This is a genomic window from Pseudomonas sp. SJZ079, from assembly GCF_007993865.1.
In the GTDB taxonomy this organism is placed as follows: Bacteria; Pseudomonadota; Gammaproteobacteria; order Pseudomonadales; family Pseudomonadaceae; genus Aquipseudomonas.
Genome location: NZ_VIUH01000030.1, coordinates 38,320 through 54,213, shown reverse-complemented (window position 1 = coordinate 54,213; position 15,894 = coordinate 38,320). Strand labels below are relative to the sequence as shown.

Here is a 15,894-nt window from a genome sequence, read left to right as displayed (position 1 = left end):
CCACCGACTTTCTGCAGGGCGGCGTACAGCGGGTTGATCGCCGCGCCGGGAATGCCGAACGCCGTGTCAACGCCTTCGCGGCGCATCACCAGTACGGCGGCTTCGATTGCTCTCATTCTGGCCATTATCTTGTGCCTCGTTTGTTATAAGATTGTATACAAAAATGCTTTGCAAGGATTCTATTCAGCTCATGACTCAGAGGTCAACAAATTTTCGGCTAACGAAGGTGCTTGCCGGAAAATCTTTAAAACGCCCGTTTGAGCTAGGCGACGCGGCAAGGCATGAGAACTATCTATTTATGTGTATACAAAGAGTAATGTGATTGTATTTAATTGTTGAGTTTTTTGTTTCTGGTGGGATAGTGATTGTCAGCTTTTGATTGCCTGCGGCTGACGTCATGTATCGGCGACAGCGTTCCGTCAGGTGTTTCGTTCGACTTATCACTATTGAAGAAGGGCTACCTATGAGTACGTTGACTCTGCACACCGCAACCGCCATCAGTAACCGCGCCCTGGCTATGGGGCGGGAAATTTCCGCGGCGCCTCTGACCGTTGCGGTACTGGATGCCGGCGGTCACCTGATCAGCCTGCAGCGTGAAGATGGCGCAAGCCTGCTGCGTCCGCAGATCGCCATCGGCAAGGCTTGGGGCGCAGTGGCGCTGGGTAAGGGCTCGCGCCTGATCGCTGCCGATGCGCAGTTGCGCCCGGCATTCATCGGTGCGGTGAACAACCTGGCCGACGGCAACCTGGTACCGGCGCCGGGCGGTGTATTGATTCGTGACGAGCGGGGCGAGGTGATCGGTGCCATCGGTATCACCGGCGATACCTCGGACATCGATGAGCAGTGCGCCATTATCGCGGTGGAGTCGGTGGGCTTGCAGGCCGATCCCGGCGTCGTGGCTTAACCGCCACTAACAGGCAGTGCTGCATTAGCTCTGTAGCAGCAGGCTATGTCCGCGACAATCGAAAGCGTCACGGGCAGGGTCTGTTCCCCGGGTTGGCAAGCAGGGATGCGGCTCACCGGGAAGTACATTGCAGTGCATACGCCCTTGGCCAGGCCCAGCAGTACAATGCGGCTGGAGCCTGCAGGTGATGCAGTCGAGAGCCGATTGGCTCAGGTGCATGCCTGGCCTTCAGTAGTTAGGCGTTGCTGACCTGCTCCGAGGGGCTGGCCACGCTTGTCTCGATCTCACAGCCCTTGATCACCAGGCGGATGATGGTTTGCGCGGCGGCTTCATAGTCTTCGTCGCTGAGGCTGGCTTTGCCGGTGACAGTTGCAATCTGCCAATCGAAATCGGCATAGGTCTGGGTCGCGGCCCAGATGCTGAACATCAGATGATGCGGGTCGACCTTGGCCATCAGGCCCTGGTCGATCCAGCGCTGGATGCAGGAGATGTTGTGCTTGGCCTGGGCGTTGAGTTGCTCGGCCTGCTCACTGCTCAGGTGCGGTGCGCCGTGCATGATCTCGCTGGCGAACACCTTGGAGGCTGAGGGCAGTTCGCGCGAGATGCGGATCTTCGAGCGGATATAGGCCTTGAGCACTTCGGCGGGATGGCCCGGCTGGTTGAACGGGGTGGAGGCGGCGAGCAACGGCTCGATGATGCTCTCGAGCACCTCGCGGTAGAGGTTTTCCTTCGACTTGAAGTAGTAATAGACGTTGGGCTTAGGCAGACCGGCCTTGGCGGCGATATCACTGGTCTTGGTTGCAGCAAAGCCCTTGTCGGCGAACTCTTCACTGGCCGCGCGCAGGATCAGCTCTTTGTTGCGTTCGCGAATACTGCTCATAAGCCCTGTCGATTTCCTTGTGTCGCCCGGCGCCGGGCGGCGGTCGGGCATGGTAGCACCGGCTCCGCGGGTGCCTCAAGCTGGCGGCCGGCGGGCCTGCTGGCAGTTTACCTGACTTTACAGTCAGGTTGCTGTATACAGGATTCTGTTTTTCTGTTTCTATCTGTGCCCATGCAGTCCATAACAAAAACGTCTCGGCTCCCAGAGCACCAGGAGACTCACTGTGCACAACTCCCAGCTGGTCGACCCCTTCGGTCGGCGCATCACCTACCTGCGGCTGTCGGTCACCGATCGCTGCGACTTTCGCTGCACCTACTGCATGAGCGAGGACATGGTGTTCGCTCCACGTGAGCAGATCCTCAGTCTGGAAGAGCTCTATGCCGTGGCCGACGCCTTCATCGGTCTTGGGGTCAAGCGCATCCGCATCACCGGCGGCGAGCCTTTGGTGCGCAAGAATCTGCTCAGTTTGCTGGCGCGCCTCGGCGAGCGTCCCGAGCTGGAGGATCTGGCGATCACCAGCAATGGCTCGCAACTGGCCGAACTGGCGCCGCAATTACGCGCGGCTGGGGTCAAACGCCTGAACATCAGTCTCGACTCCCTGCGGCGGGAACGTTTCGCGGCGTTTACCCGACGCGACAAGCTCGATCAGGTGCTGGCCGGGATCGATGCGGCGCGCGCTGCCGGGTTTGCCAGGATCAAATTGAACAGCGTGGTACAGAAGGGGCGTAACGACGACGAAGTGCTCGACCTGGTCGAGTACGCCATGGGTCGCGGCCTGGATATCAGCTTCATCGAAGAAATGCCCCTGGGCAGCATCTCCAGTCATCGGCGCGAGCAGACCTTCTGCTCCAGTGACGAAGTGCGCCAGCGCATCGAGCAGCGCCATGCCCTGGTGCGCAGCAGCACGGTCACCGGTGGGCCGTCGCGCTACTGGCAAGTGGCAGGCAGTGATACTCGGATAGGTTTCATTTCGCCGCACAGCCACAACTTCTGCGGCGACTGCAACCGCGTGCGGGTCACCGCGGAAGGCAAGTTGGTGCTATGCCTGGGAGACGACGGCGCGCTGGATCTGAAACGCCTGATGCGCGCCCACCCCGGCGATAGCCAGCGCCTGCGCGAGGCCTTGCAACAGGCTTTGCAACTCAAGCCCGAGCGTCATCACTTCGACACCCGTGAGCAGGTGCAAGTGGTGCGCTTCATGAGCATGACCGGTGGTTGAACCACCCGGTTAAACCCTTGCGGCGTGCAATGGCTCGCCATCCCACTGCTTTGTCGATTCAACACCAACCTGGAGGGTTATTGTGAAGCCCACACGCGTCTGCAGTTTGTTAGCCGTTCTGTTCGCCACTGGCGCCAGCGCCGAAAGCTATGTGATTGGCGTGGAAGATCTGGCCTTTGCCCCGCATTACAGCATCGATGCGCAAGGTCAGTATCAGGGCTTTGCCCGTGAGTTGTTCGACTTGTTCGCCGCGCAAAGCGGCGTGCAGTTGAGCTACAAACCGCTTTCGGTGGAGCGCCTGCTGCCGGCACTGCTGCAAGGTGAGGTGGACTTCAAATATCCGGACAGCGGCAACTGGTCGCTGTCACGCAAAACTGGAGTCAATCTGCACTACAGCCAGGCGGTGGTCAGTTATGTGGATGGCGTGCTGGTCGCCCCGCAGTATCAGGGCCACCCCATCGAGCGACTCAAGCGTCTGACCATCGTCGATGGCTGGACGCCCCGAGGTTATCAGGAGCGCATCGATGCTCAGCAGATCCAGCTGATCCACAGCGACGATCTGCGGCAGATGATCCACCAGGCGCTGAAGAAACAATCCGACGGGGTTTATTTCAATGTCGTGGTCGCCACCCACTATCTCGACAATGTCCGTGCCCGCCCCGGCGCACTGGTGTTCGACCCCAAGCTGCCGCATACCCAGGGCAGTTTTCATCTGTCCAGTCTCAAACACCCGGAACTGATCCAGCGCTTCGATCGCTTTCTAGTTGAGCAGCAGGCTGCGGTGGATGCGTTGAAGAGCAAGTATCGGGTCGAGGCCAATCTTGGCTCCGAGTTCATGGGGATGGAGCAGTGGAAGGTGGACTTCCTCAAACGGCAGAAGGCCAAGGCCGCGGGGGGCTAGTGGCCTTGCCGAGTGATGGCTTGAGCCATGGCCGTGGCGTTGGTACGTAGCGGGTCCTGTCGAGGGCATACCCTTGGAATCCGCACTCGACAGATGCATCACGACTTCAGTTGCGCGAACTCAGTGTCACAGCTGGGCTCTTTGCGGCGCAGTGTTTGCGCATCAGCAGGTAATGGAACAGAGCGCCGAGCATGGCGCCGAAGATCCAGGAGTAACCGGACAAGTTGCTGAGGCCGGGCGCCCAGACCGAGGCGACGGAAAACACCGAGGCGATGGCGAAGGCGACCATCGCCTTGCGGTTCCAACCGCCATCGTAGTGGTAGGTGGTGCCGGCTTCGGCCGAGAACAGATGTTGCAGGTCGAGTTGCTGCCGGCGTACCAGGTAGTAGTCAGCGACGATGATGCCGTACAGCGGCGCCAGCACCGCGCCCAGGGTGTCGACGAAGGCGGCGATGCCGACGTTACTGATGAAGGCGACCCACAGCGCGCCGATGAAGAAGGCAATCGCCGCGGTGATGAAGCCGCCGGTGCGTGCGCTGATATGCGCGGGGGCCAGGTTGGCGATGTCGTAGGCCGGCGGAATGAAGTTGGCCACCAGGTTGATGCCGACTGTGGCGGCGAAGAAGGTCAGGGCGGCGATCACGGTCAGGGTCAGGTTGTCCACCCGGGCGACAATATCGGTCGGGTTGGTCAAGGTCTCACCGAATACCACCACCGTGCCGGCGGTGATGACCAAGGCAATAATCGAAAAGATCGCCAGGCTGACTGGCAGGCCGAGGAGGTTGCCGAGGGTCATCTGCTTCTCGCTTTTCACGAAGCGCGCGAAGTCGCCGTAGTTGATCACCACTGCGGCGAAGTAAGCGACCATGGTGCCGACCACTGCGATAAAAGCGGCGATCGGGCCGCCGGCGTATTCGCCGGTGCCACGGAAAATGCTGCCCAGTTCGCTCAGCAGGCTGGGGCCGGCTTTGTACCAGATCATCAGCATCAGCGCGATCATCACCAGGTAAACCAGCGGTCCGGCCCAATTGAGGAACTTGGTGATCCAGTCGATGCCGCGGATGAATAGGGCGACCTGAAAGACGCAGACGATCACATAGGCGAGCCAGCCGACCGCGGTCATGCCAAGGAAGGTGGCGCCCGCACCAGTGGGGTTGCCCATTAGCGAATTGATCAGCAGGGTGACGGCGGTGGAGGCGAAATAGGTCTGCACGCCGTACCAGAAAATCGCCACGATGCCACGCACCACGGCGGGGAAGTTGGCGCCACGCACGCCCATACTGGCGCGGGCCATGACCGGAAAGGGGATGCCGTATTTGACACTGGGCTTACCGGTCAGCTGCACCAGACCCATGACGATGAAGCCGGCCAGGACGATCCCGGCCAATACGGCCCAGCCGTTCAGCCCATAGGAGATGAACAGGGTGGCGGCGAGGGTGTAGCCGAATAGGCTCTGGATGTCGTTGGACCAGACATTGAAGATCTCGAACCAGCCCCATTTGCGTTGCGCGGGCGGCAGGGGAGCCAAGTCGGCGTTGTGCAGCGAGGTGTCGATTTGCTTGATGTGGAAGTCATCGGTAGCCATGGGCAGCTCCTGGAATCTTGTTTTGGCGAGCTTGAGGAGGCGCTCGCCCAAGAGGCATTCATCACTCGAGTACATCCTCGCCGACGCGGGGTCGGTGAGGATGGGGCAGCAGGCGCTCTTTAAATCACGAGCTCTCAGCTGCGAAAGCGCTGACAGGCAGGCCAGTGGCGCATCAGCAGATAATAGCTGAGGCCTGCCGGGATCAGGCTTGCGTACCAGGATATGGAGGAGAAGCTCAGGGCGACCACCGCGCCCAGCAGCGAGGCGATGATCGCCGCGTAGTTCACCCCACGATACGGGCCGTTCTCGTCATACAGCTTGACGAGGTCGAGTGTGCGGCGGCGCAGGATGAAGTAGTCCACAACCATTACGGCGAAGATGGGGCCGAGAAACGCCGAATAGGTTTGTACGAATACTTGCAACCCGGCAGAGGACTCCGGCTTGACCATTTCCCAGGGAAAGGTGCAGAAGGCCAGCAGGCCGACGATGATGGTGGCGGTACGGAAACGCAGTTTGAACACATCCATCAGGATGTAGGTCGGTGGCACTACGTTGTTGAGCACGTTGGTAGTCACCTGGGCGAAGGCAATGAATAGCAGGGTGGCGACCAGCAGCGGGGTGTTATCGACAGCGCTGGAGAATACCTGGATCGGGTCGGATGCGCCGGTCGCACCGGAGACCATCAGGCCGATCAGGCCCATGAACAGGGTGCAGGGTAAAATCGACATGGCGTAGATGGTCGTCAGCAGGCTGGGGCGAGTGCCTTCTTCCAGTTCACGCGAGTAGTCGCTGACGTTGAGCATCATGGTGCTGTAGATGCCGAGAAAGAGCATGGTGGCACCCCAGAATGGCAGGCCCCAGGTGCCTTCGATGTTCACCAGGTTGGTGGTGATCTCTGAGCCGTAGCGATCGATCACGCTGTAGAACATGTAGACCAGGGAGGCCAGGATAAAGGCGCTGCCGACGTTTTCCAGCCACTTGATGCCCTGGAAACCGAACATCGACAGGGCAATCTGGAGGAATTGGAAGACGATGAAGTAGAACACCAGGTTGTCGAAACCGAACAGGGTGCTGGAGACCGCGTTCAATGCTCCGGCACCGATCCAGCTCTGGAAGCCGTACCAGACGATGGCGGGAACGGCCCTCACCAGTCCAGGGAAGCGCGTGCCTGCGAAGCCGAAGGCGCTGCGTGCCTGGACCATGAACGGGATGCCGTACTTGTACCCGGCGGCACCATTGAAGGCCAGGGCTATACCGATGACAAAGCAGCTGATGGCGATGGCCAGCGTCGCTTGCAGCAGGTTGAGCGTGCCAACGATGCTGGAGCCCATGGCGAATGTACCAATCGATACACAGCCGCCGAACCAGGCCAGCAGATAGGAAACCCGTCCCATGATGCGGTGTTTCTGGGGTGCCAGCGACTCTTCGCCTGCTGCCTTGGTCGCTTCGGGTTCTGCGTAAAGCATGGTTTGTGACGTTGCGTTTTCATTGTGCATGGTGTGAACCTCAGTGCAGGGACGCGCGCTGCTGTCCCCGTTATTGTTGTTGTGTGGTTACCTGAGTCCTTTGCCGTAAAGCGCTAAGCCTTCTCTGAGCAGCGCTGTGTTCGAGACTGTTCCTCCTGGTGTGACGGGTCCGAATTAGTTGGCGCTGGAGAGGTGGTTGAACTGCCCGGTGAAGGTCTTTGCCCGCGGGAAGTCCAGATCGCCGTGTTTGCTGGTGCCGAGGCCCAGGCTTACCAGCGACTCGGCCAGTTTCACCGCCGCGGTGACGCCTTCGATGATCGGCAGCCCGACGGCATCGCGGATTTGCGCGGTCAGGTCGGCCATTCCGCCGCAGCCCAGTACGATGGCGCCGATGTTGTCTTCGGCCTTGGCCCTGAGGCACTCGTCGATGATCCTGTCCAGCGCTTGATCGCCGCTGCTCTCGAGGTCGAGCACGGGGATCTCGGCTGCTCGCACCCGGCGGCAGTGATGGGCAAAGCCATAACTCTGCAGCAGGTGCTCGGCGATGATTCCGGTACGGCCCAGGGTGGTGACTATGGAAAAGCGGGTGCTGATCAACGTCGCCATATGAAAAGCCGCCTCGGCGATGCCGATTACGGGTGCACGGGTGAGTTCGCGGGCCGCCAGCAGACCGGGGTCGCCAAAACAGGCCAGGATGTAGGCATCGGTTTGTTCAAGCTCCCCGGCGCGGACTTCTTCCAGGACGCCCACCGCGCTAATGGCCTCATCGAAATGGCACTCGATCGACACCGGGCCACTGTGCGGGTTGCTCGCGATTATCTGCGTACCTGGCGCGGCAATTCGGCTGGCGGCCTCTCCGATTTTTTCGGTCATGCTGGCCGTGGTGTTGGGGTTGATCACGCGAATTTTCATGGAGAGGCTCTCGGCTGCTGTTTGTGAACATAGTTGTACACAATAAAATCAATCAATGAAATTATTTTTTGCATAATTGTCGGCAAATTTGGCTTTCAGGTCGTTGTTTTTGTTGACTTTTTGGTCAGGTTATTGATCGGTCATTGACTAAAAATATAATATATTCATAAGGTTGTATTTGATTTTTTGTATTCTATGTGCGCCATGTATTGTATCCATAGTGTGTTGGGTGTGACGCTACTGCAGGCCTGTTGGGCGCTGCTGTGTGGGCGTCGTGGAGCGCGGCGCCCACAACTAGGCGTTGCTTGGTCAGCTAACTCGCGTTCGCTGGAAGGGGGAATTTCAGTAATGCATAGGCCGGCTGGCTGTATAGCGCTGTATCTGGGAGGAAGGGGGCAGCGGGTAGAACAAAAAAGGGGGGATCACGTCAAACGTGATCCCCCCTTTTCTACTCGTCGGTGCCGCCCACCCGGCACCGACTGAGTTCAGTTTGGCGGTATTAGAAGTGGTATTTCACCAGTGCTTGTACAGCGGTCTGATCGAAGCCGTCGGTGGAGCCGTCGATGGGCTTGATGCCGTATTTGTTGTGCCACATGTTCAGCTCGGTGCCGACATAGAGCTTGCGCTCTTCGCCGAACAGGGCCTTGCCGGCGTCCCACTTGACCTGGATCGAGGAGCCGACCGAAGTCTGGGTGCCGGCCTCCTTGGAGGGTGAGCGCCAGTCGACGTAGCCGTCGACCACGAAGCTTTGATCACCGATGGCGAAAGGGTACGCGCCGGCCACTGTCAGTTGGGTGGCGTAGCCGTTGCCGGCATCGCTGGCTCGGAAGTCGTGGTCGAAGAGGATGTGGTTATTGATCTTCACCCGGTACAGGTTGGTCTGCAGGAAGGCGAAACCGGGTACGTCCCAGTCGAAGCCCAGGCCATACAGGTAATTCTCGGTGCCGGGGCCGCCGTTGCCTTTTTCGTATACGAAGGCAGCCAGAACGTCCTTCAGCGGGCCGACCGAGAGGCTTTGGCCGGTCAGCCAGCTGCCGCTGACCCGAGGATTAATCTCCATGTAGTAGAAGTGGTTTTTTTCTTTGGCGCTGAGGTTGCCGAAGTTGCTCCCGCGAAATTGCAGGTTGTCGGCATCGATGTAGTCGTAGAAGGCAAAGATGTCGCCCCACTTCCAGCCACTGGCATGTTCGAAGGTGTAGGTGGTTTGCGAGCGTTGTTCTTCGCCGTTGAAATTGAGGCGCTGGAAGTTGCTGCCGTTGAGGTAGGTGAGGCTGTTGTCTTGCCAGAACAACATATCGTCGGCGATGGCCTGTTGTCCGCCGAGCAGGCCGACGGACAACGCGAGGCCGTGTGACAGGTATTTCAGCTTCATCGGATCTTCCTTATTTTTTTGGACTTACTAAGGGGCATAACCCTGCAGCGAGCTGCGGGGGGTACAGAGGGAAAGGGTTGTGACCTCTAAGGTGCCTGGCTCGGCCTGAGGGCTGGCTTGAGGGTGATCGGCACGGCAGCGCGCACGACTTCGCGCTGAAGATTTTCTAGCGAGGCCTGCTGGACGGTCGCCACGCCGAGGCAGAGTGAAATGCTCAGGGTCAACAGGCTGAGGCGCTGTAGAGCGGTTGCGCTGAAGGGCTGGATGCCGACGAAGCTCGCCAATACACCCAGCAAGGTGGCGCAAGTGGCGGGGGTCAAGACCGAGCCATCACCCAGCGGATAGATGCGCTCGTCGCTACCAGCGAGCGGAATTGTGTTGTCGGTTGTACTAGTCGTGGTCATCTCAGAGCCTGCCGGTTGTTCTTATACGGTCATGGGCTGGTGCGAGGCGTGCAGTGTTTCTAGCTGATTTGGCTAAAAACTGACTCAATGGTCAGGATGAGCTGACTATACAATGTGTGGACACGATTAAAAACAATTTTTTTATGGGTTGTGCACAATGATTTGGCCATGTTGCTGCGCGAGTTATTTGAAGGGGAGGAGGGACGTCAGGGCGCGTATTGGTAGACCTGCGAGGGGCAGGGCGCGCTGAGGTCTGTTGGCGGGAGTGCAGCGACAAGAGTCGGCACGTCGCATGCCGGTTGAGGTCGATGGCGGCGAATCAAGCGAATCCAGTTGCGCATTTACCGGTGTTGGCACTACCGCGCAGCACCGATGGGCTCTGTACGGACGTTCGCCACAAAAAAAGGGATCACGCTAAGCGTGATCCCCCTATTGGTCGGATGCCGTCTACCCTGCACCGTCCAGGTTCGCTTGGTTACCGAGCCCTAGAAGTGGTACTTCACCAAGGCTTGGAAGGCAGCTTGGTCGAAGCCGTGGCCCGACCCGTCGATAGGTTTTGCACCGTAGCGGTTATTCCACATGTTCACTTCGGTGCCCACGTAGAGTTTGCGGCCCTCGTTAAATAAGGCTTTTCCGGCATCCCATTTGACCTGGATCGAGGAGCCGACCGACGTCCGGGTATTGGAGGTGGAGGTTCCTGCGCGCCAGTCGACGAAGCCGTCGACGACGAAGTCCTGCTCGCCGATAGCGAAGGGGTAGGCGCCGGACACGGTCAGTTGATAAGTGTGGGCGTTGTTGTTGCCGTGTGCACGGTCGAAGTAAACGTTGTTGTTGACCTTCACGCGGTACAGGTTGGCGTTCAGGTAGGCGAAGCCCGGTACGTTCCAGGCCGTGCCAATGCCGTACAGGTAGTTCTCGGTGCCTGCACCGCCATCGCCCTTTTCATAGGTAAAGGCTGCAAACACATCTTTTAGCGGACCGGCGGAGAGTTTGTGTCCGCTCAGCCAGCTGAGACTGACGCGTGGTGAGAGCTCCATGTAGTAGAAGTTCTCCTTCTCATGGCCAAAGTCGCCGCGACGGGATTGCTTGTTGTCGGCGAGGACGTAGTCGGCAAAGCCAAACATGTCGCCCCAGGCCCAGCCGCTGGCGTGCTCGAAGGTGAAGGTGGTTTGTGTTTTCTGTTGCTCGGCGTTGAACTGACCCCGATTGAACATCTCGCCGTAGAGGTAGGACAGGCTGTTGTTCTGCCACAGCAGCATGTCGCCAGCGATGGCTTGCTGGCCGCCAAGCAGAGCGACTGACAGGGCGAGGCAATGAGACGCGTACTTCAGGTTCATTGGATTTCCTTATTTCTAGGAGCAACAGGCTGCTCCGTCCGCGGCGAACCGCGGGGGAAGAGGGTCGGCTTTAGCTGAGTTTGGCGGCAGGTTCGAGGTTCGGCACGAGCGCTTGAGTCTCATCGTCCTGCGGATTTTGCAGCACGGTGTGCAGGTGCGACTCGGGCTCGTAGTCGTCATCTTCCTGTTCCAGATCCTCTTCCGGCAGGAACACGTTGAGCAGGATGGCGCTCAGGGCCCCGATAGTGATCGGCGAGCCGAAGATGTTCTTCAGGAAGTCCGGCATCTGCGACAGGGCGCCCGGGACTGCGGCCACGCCGAGGCCGAGGCCGAGGGAGATGGCCACGATCAGCACGTTGCGGCGATGCAAACCGGCTTCGGCGAGAATCCGGATGCCGGCCACGGCGACGGTGCCGAACATGATCAGGGTAGCGCCGCCGAGTACCGGTTTGGGCATCAGCTGCAGCACCGCGCCGAGAGTCGGGAACAGGCCGAGAATGATGAAGATCGCGGCAATGTAGTAGCCGACGTGGCGGCTGGCGACGCCGGTGAGCTGGATCACCCCGTTGTTCTGGCTGAAGGTGGTCATCGGCAGGCTGTTGAACACTGCCGCCATCGCCGAGTTGCAGCCGTCGGCGAGCACCCCGGACTTGATCCGGCGCAGGTACAACGGACCTTTGACCGGCTGTTTGGAGATGATCGAATTGGCGGTCAGGTCGCCAGCGGTCTCCAGTGGAGTGATCAGGAAGATCACCGCGATCGGTACGAAGGCCAGCCAATCGAAGCTGAAACCGAACTTGAAGGGTACCGGCACGCTGATCAGTGGCACTTCGGCCATGCTGGCGAAATCGACCCGGCCGGTGTACCAGGCCACGGCGAAACCCAGGGCCAGGCCGACGATCACCGCCGACAGGCGCACCACCTGCGATTGAAAGCGGTTGAGTACGATGATGGTGGTCAATACCAGTGCGGCCAGCCCCAAGTGATGCAGCGCGCCGAGATCCGCTGCGCCGAAGCCGCCGGCAATGTCGGTCATCGCCACTTTGATCAGGGACAAGCCGATCAGGCAGATGATGGTGCCTGTGACCACGGGGGTGACTATCTTGCGCAGCTTGGTCATCACCTGGCTGAAGGCTATCTCGACGAAGGCCGCGCAGAAGCACACACCAAACAGGGTCGAGAGAATCTCCTCGGGACTGCCGCCACGTGATTTGACGATCATCCCGGCGCTGAGGATTGCACTCAAGAAGGCGAAGCTGGTGCCTTGCAGGCACAGCAGTCCGGAGCCGATCGGGCCTATGCGCTTGGCCTGGACGAAGGTGCCGAGGCCGGAGACGAACAGCGCCATGCTCACCAAGTAGGGCACATAGGCGCCGAGGCCGAGCACGTTACCGACGATCAGGGTAGGAGTGATGATGCCGACGAAGCTTGCCAGTACGTGCTGCAGGGCGGCGAAGATGGCTGGGGCGAACGCAGGGCGGTCATCCAGTTGGTAGATCAGGTCGTTGTTGCCCGCGGACGGAGCCGCGGTATTCGGGTTGCTAGTCGTGGTCATGTCAGAGCCTGCCAGTTTTAATTATTCGGTCGTGGGCTTGAGCGAGGCTTCACGGCGCCTCTATCTGATCGATACAGAGTTGTCTGATTGGTCAGAATAGATCGACTATAACAAGTTGGTTTTAGTTTTGTGAACAACTGTTTTATATATTGTGTACAAATATGCCAGCCGGTTGCGCTGTTCCAGCACCTGCTGCTGTTGCCGTGGCCGTAGGCGTTCAGCCTGTTTCGTCAGGCGCAAGAGTGCGCAGAGACAGGACCTGGCGTCAGGGTTTCGGTTGCAGGTCGCGCGCCACGTGCTCGGCCAAACCTGCACCGGCTTCGCTCATGGTCAGGTAGGTGCGATCAGCGCCAGCGTCTTGAATGCGCTGGGCGATGTCCTCATACAAGGCATGGGAAACGATCAAGCCGCGGAAGCCGCGCTCACGCAGTTTCTGGGTGGAGATAATTTTGGTTTCGACATCATTGAGCGCCAGGATGACGGCCTCTACGGCGGGCATCTCGAGCATCTGCCAGAGCATTTTGTCCTCACCATCGGCAAACAATACCCGGCGGCCGACCTTGGCGCTGAACTCGATGACAACTGGATCTGAGTCCAGGCCGACCACTTCAAACCCCTTCTCCTGCAAGTAGTCATAGGCGGCGCGACCGGTACGGCCCATGCCCATTATCAGAATCTGGGAGTTGCCCACTGAAACAGGTTGCTCATCGGGGTGGCGGGTATCGCGTTCTAGCGGGATCAAGCGCTTGGCGAGTTTTTCATAGAGTGGGTGGGCGTGGCGGTTAAGGGGGGCCGAAATGACGAAAGACAAGGCAACGGTAATGGCCAGGGGGATTGTCCATTGCGGTAGAACCACGCTGGCTACGATCAGGCCGAATTCGCTGTAGTTGGTCAGGCTCACGCTGCTGAGGAATGCGCTGCGGGCGCGCAGGCGGAACCTGAGGAAGAGGGAGAAAAACAGCAGGCCTTTGAGGGGCAGGAGAAGCGTCATCACGGCGGCAAAAGCCAGCGCGTCGGCGCCCGGTAGGCCGCCAATGCCAATTTGCAGGAAAAACCCCACGAGGAAGATTTCCTTGATGCTCCACAGGGAGTTGGACAGTTCGATAGCTCGCTTGTGCTTGGCCAGCATGGCGCCGAAGGCCAGTGCGCCTAGCTCCGAACTGAGGCCAACAGATTCGAAACCATAACCACCGACCGCCAGGGCCATGAGCAAGCCCAGCAGTACCATCAGCTCCTCGTGGCCGCTGGCATCGAGCAGGCGAAACAGTAGTGGCCGCAACAAGGGCAGGGTGAACACCAGCAAGGCCCATGGGGAGGGCACTGCACCGCTGGCCAGGCTCATCACCACCAGGGCGATCAGGTCCTGGATGATCAGCACGCCGATAGCGACCCGACCATGGAACGCGCGCAGTTCGCGTTTGCTTTCCAGCACCTTGGCCGCCAATACGGTGCTCGAAAAGGACAAGGCGATGGCCAGCAGTGCACCCTGCTGCCAGGGTAAATCCAGAAAAAGCAGGATTGCCGGGAGGAACAGCAGGCTGGAAATGCAGAAATGCAGGAGACCGCCACCAATGACCTCGCGGCGGACCAGGTTACTCAGTTTGAGCTTCAGGCCAACGGTGAACATCAGCAGGAGCACGCCGAGGTGGGCAATATGCTCTAGCACCACACTGTCGCGTGGACCAATGCCTATATGTGCACCGAGCCCCGCTAGGGTAAAGCCTGCGCCCAGGTAGCCAACCAGCGGGGGCAAGCCCATAGTGCGTGCAGCCAGGCCCATGACGAATGCGACAGCAATCCAGGTGGCTTCGATCATTGGCAGTCCCTGTTGGCTCAAAGCTGGCAGTGTCAATTGTAGCGGGCGGGCTGGGTGGTGGCCTGAGCAATGCCATGATCGGCCTCAAGGCATTGCGTCTCGGCGCCATGAGTGCGTTGCCTGAGCGTAGCCAATTGCGCTCGATGGAAAGCAAAAGCCCGCCTGATGGCGGGCTGGTAACGCTGAACGTTGTTGGGTGCAGCAGGGGTGCAGGGGGTCAGTCGAGTTTGGCGCCTTGAGCAATCCAGGCGCCGATCAGGTTGCGCTCTTCCTGGGTCATCTGGGTGATGTTACCCAGCGGCATGACTTGCGAAGCCACTGCCTGGGCCTGGATTTTCGCGGCTTGCTGCTGGATCTGTTGCGGGGTGTCGAGTATCAGACCGGCTGGCGCCGCACTGAACATCGGGCTGCTCGGTGTGGCCGAGTGACACACGGCGCAACGCTCCTGAATCACGCCGTTGACCTTGGTGAAGTCCGGGTTGCCCGCGGCCGCTGGTGTCTCGGTCTGCGTCGCGGCCAGAGGCGCCTCACTGGCGTGTTCAGCCTGTGCCACAACCGCAGCCGGCTGGCTGGCCTGAGCGGCGACCGGGGTAGCGCTCGGAGCGGGGCGCATGGGGGAGGTGACGTAAGCCAGGCAGATCATGCCCAAGGCCGCGGCCGGCAAGGTCCAGGCAAACTTGTTGCTGTCGTGGCGGGTATTGAAGTAATGGCGCACCAACACTGCGAAGATCGCGATGCCCGCCAGGATCAGCCAGCTGTACTGGCTACCGTAGGTGCTCGGGAAGTGGTTGCTGATCATGATGAACAGCACCGGCAGGGTGAAGTAGTTGTTGTGGCGCGAACGCAACAGGCCTTTGGCCGGCAGGCTTGGGTCGGGGGTGGTGTTGTCTTCGATGGCCTTAACCAGCGCGCGTTGTGCCGGCATGATGGTGAAGAACACGTTGCCGACCATGATAGTGCCGATGATCGCACCGACATGCAGGTAGGCGGCGCGGCCACTGAAAATGAGGCTGAAACCATAGGCCGCCGCGATCAGCAGGACGAACAGCACCGCACCGAGCAGCGCCGGACGCTTGCCCAGGGCCGAGTCGCAAAGGAAGTGATACGCCACATAGCCGGCAACCAGCGAACCGAGGCCGATGGCGATGGCCACGGCGGGTGCCATGTCACTACCGGGGGCGATCAGGTACAGGCTCGGGTTGAGGTAGTACACCACCATCAACAGGGCAACGCCGGACATCCAGGTCCAATAGGCTTCCCACTTGAACCAATGCAGGTTGTCCGGCATTTTTGGTGGGGCCAGTTTGTATTTCTCCAGATGGTAGATACCGCCACCGTGAATCGCCCACAGGTCGCCGGCCAGGCCGTCACGCGGGTTCTTCCGGTTGAGGTTGTTCTCCAGCCAGACAAAATAGAAGGATGCGCCGATCCAGGCGATACCGGTGATCATGTGAACCCAGCGAATGCTCAGGTTCAGCCATTCAGTCAAGTGTGCTTCCACAGTGTTTACCTCTTTCCAGTGCCGGCACGCCGGCCTCCTGGC

Annotated in this window: 14 protein-coding genes; 3 read left to right on the top strand and 11 right to left on the bottom strand. The window is 59.6% G+C overall.

Going from position 1 to position 15,894, the window contains the following annotated elements:
- Positions 1-125, bottom strand: a 125-nt coding sequence (locus FBY03_RS20285) for a thiamine pyrophosphate-binding protein (RefSeq protein ID WP_371920800.1), incomplete at its 3' end; no start/stop codon positions are given.
- A 338-nt stretch (positions 126-463) separates the two neighbouring features.
- Here FBY03_RS20285 and FBY03_RS20280 point away from each other — a divergent pair.
- Positions 464-904, top strand: coding sequence for a heme-binding protein (locus tag FBY03_RS20280; protein ID WP_147174158.1), 441 nt, complete (start codon positions 464-466; stop codon positions 902-904).
- Positions 905-1,139: 235 nt separating this feature from the next.
- Here FBY03_RS20280 and FBY03_RS20275 read toward each other — a convergent pair whose 3' ends face one another.
- On the bottom strand, positions 1,140-1,784 hold the full coding sequence (locus FBY03_RS20275) for a TetR/AcrR family transcriptional regulator (protein WP_147174157.1): 645 nt from the start codon (positions 1,782-1,784) through the stop codon (positions 1,140-1,142).
- A 223-nt stretch (positions 1,785-2,007) separates the two neighbouring features.
- Between FBY03_RS20275 and moaA the strand changes: the two genes are divergently transcribed.
- Together moaA and FBY03_RS20265 are read left to right on the top strand one after the other, a co-directional pair.
- The gene (gene moaA / locus FBY03_RS20270) at positions 2,008-3,003 is read left to right on the top strand and encodes a GTP 3',8-cyclase MoaA (RefSeq protein ID WP_147174156.1); all 996 of its coding nucleotides are present in this window, start codon (positions 2,008-2,010) and stop codon (positions 3,001-3,003) included.
- Positions 3,004-3,085: 82 nt separating this feature from the next.
- Positions 3,086-3,904 (top strand): ABC transporter substrate-binding protein, encoded by an 819-nt coding sequence (locus FBY03_RS20265; protein WP_147174155.1) that lies wholly within the window; start codon positions 3,086-3,088, stop codon positions 3,902-3,904.
- A 106-nt stretch (positions 3,905-4,010) separates the two neighbouring features.
- On the opposite strand, the gene FBY03_RS20260 is transcribed toward FBY03_RS20265, so the two are convergent.
- From FBY03_RS20260 to FBY03_RS20220, 9 genes are all read right to left on the bottom strand, one after another.
- The gene (locus FBY03_RS20260) at positions 4,011-5,489 is read right to left on the bottom strand and encodes an NCS1 family nucleobase:cation symporter-1 (RefSeq protein ID WP_147174154.1); all 1,479 of its coding nucleotides are present in this window, start codon (positions 5,487-5,489) and stop codon (positions 4,011-4,013) included.
- Positions 5,490-5,623: 134 nt separating this feature from the next.
- Positions 5,624-6,955 (bottom strand): NCS1 family transporter, encoded by a 1,332-nt coding sequence (locus FBY03_RS20255; protein WP_218570808.1) that lies wholly within the window; start codon positions 6,953-6,955, stop codon positions 5,624-5,626.
- A gap of 174 nt (positions 6,956-7,129) precedes the next feature.
- A complete protein-coding gene (locus FBY03_RS20250; protein ID WP_147174152.1) occupies positions 7,130-7,867 on the bottom strand; it encodes an aspartate/glutamate racemase family protein in 738 nt (245 codons plus the stop codon).
- A 499-nt stretch (positions 7,868-8,366) separates the two neighbouring features.
- A complete protein-coding gene (locus FBY03_RS20245; RefSeq protein ID WP_147174151.1) occupies positions 8,367-9,239 on the bottom strand; it encodes an outer membrane protein OmpK in 873 nt (290 codons plus the stop codon).
- 86 nt (positions 9,240-9,325) lie between these two features.
- On the bottom strand, positions 9,326-9,643 hold the full coding sequence (locus tag FBY03_RS20240) for a hypothetical protein (RefSeq protein ID WP_147174150.1): 318 nt from the start codon (positions 9,641-9,643) through the stop codon (positions 9,326-9,328).
- 485 nt (positions 9,644-10,128) lie between these two features.
- Entirely contained in the window at positions 10,129-10,980 is an 852-nt protein-coding gene (locus FBY03_RS20235) for an outer membrane protein OmpK (protein WP_147174149.1), read from the bottom strand.
- A gap of 70 nt (positions 10,981-11,050) precedes the next feature.
- Positions 11,051-12,535, bottom strand: coding sequence for a nucleobase:cation symporter-2 family protein (locus FBY03_RS20230; protein ID WP_178090727.1), 1,485 nt, complete (start codon positions 12,533-12,535; stop codon positions 11,051-11,053).
- A 265-nt stretch (positions 12,536-12,800) separates the two neighbouring features.
- Positions 12,801-14,351: a cation:proton antiporter family protein gene (locus FBY03_RS20225; protein WP_147174147.1), complete on the bottom strand. Its 1,551-nt coding sequence runs from the start codon at positions 14,349-14,351 to the stop codon at positions 12,801-12,803.
- Positions 14,352-14,568: 217 nt separating this feature from the next.
- Positions 14,569-15,852, bottom strand: a complete 1,284-nt coding sequence (locus FBY03_RS20220; protein WP_147174146.1) for a urate hydroxylase PuuD — start codon at positions 15,850-15,852, stop codon at positions 14,569-14,571.
- Positions 15,853-15,894: the final 42 nt, after the last annotated feature.

What these genes read in the sequence shown, in the direction of transcription:
- FBY03_RS20280 (WP_147174158.1), top strand. Translation starts at nt 464, where the DNA reads ATGAGTACGTTGACTCTGCACACCGCAACCGCCATCAGTAACCGCGCC.
- FBY03_RS20275 (WP_147174157.1), bottom strand. Translation starts at nt 1,784, where the DNA reads ATGAGCAGTATTCGCGAACGCAACAAAGAGCTGATCCTGCGCGCGGCC.
- FBY03_RS20260 (WP_147174154.1), bottom strand. Translation starts at nt 5,489, where the DNA reads ATGGCTACCGATGACTTCCACATCAAGCAAATCGACACCTCGCTGCAC.
- FBY03_RS20255 (WP_218570808.1), bottom strand. Translation starts at nt 6,955, where the DNA reads ATGCTTTACGCAGAACCCGAAGCGACCAAGGCAGCAGGCGAAGAGTCG.
- FBY03_RS20250 (WP_147174152.1), bottom strand. Translation starts at nt 7,867, where the DNA reads ATGAAAATTCGCGTGATCAACCCCAACACCACGGCCAGCATGACCGAA.
- FBY03_RS20245 (WP_147174151.1), bottom strand. Translation starts at nt 9,239, where the DNA reads ATGAAGCTGAAATACCTGTCACACGGCCTCGCGTTGTCCGTCGGCCTG.
- FBY03_RS20240 (WP_147174150.1), bottom strand. Translation starts at nt 9,643, where the DNA reads ATGACCACGACTAGTACAACCGACAACACAATTCCGCTCGCTGGTAGC.
- FBY03_RS20235 (WP_147174149.1), bottom strand. Translation starts at nt 10,980, where the DNA reads ATGAACCTGAAGTACGCGTCTCATTGCCTCGCCCTGTCAGTCGCTCTG.
- FBY03_RS20230 (WP_178090727.1), bottom strand. Translation starts at nt 12,535, where the DNA reads ATGACCACGACTAGCAACCCGAATACCGCGGCTCCGTCCGCGGGCAAC.
- FBY03_RS20225 (WP_147174147.1), bottom strand. Translation starts at nt 14,351, where the DNA reads ATGATCGAAGCCACCTGGATTGCTGTCGCATTCGTCATGGGCCTGGCT.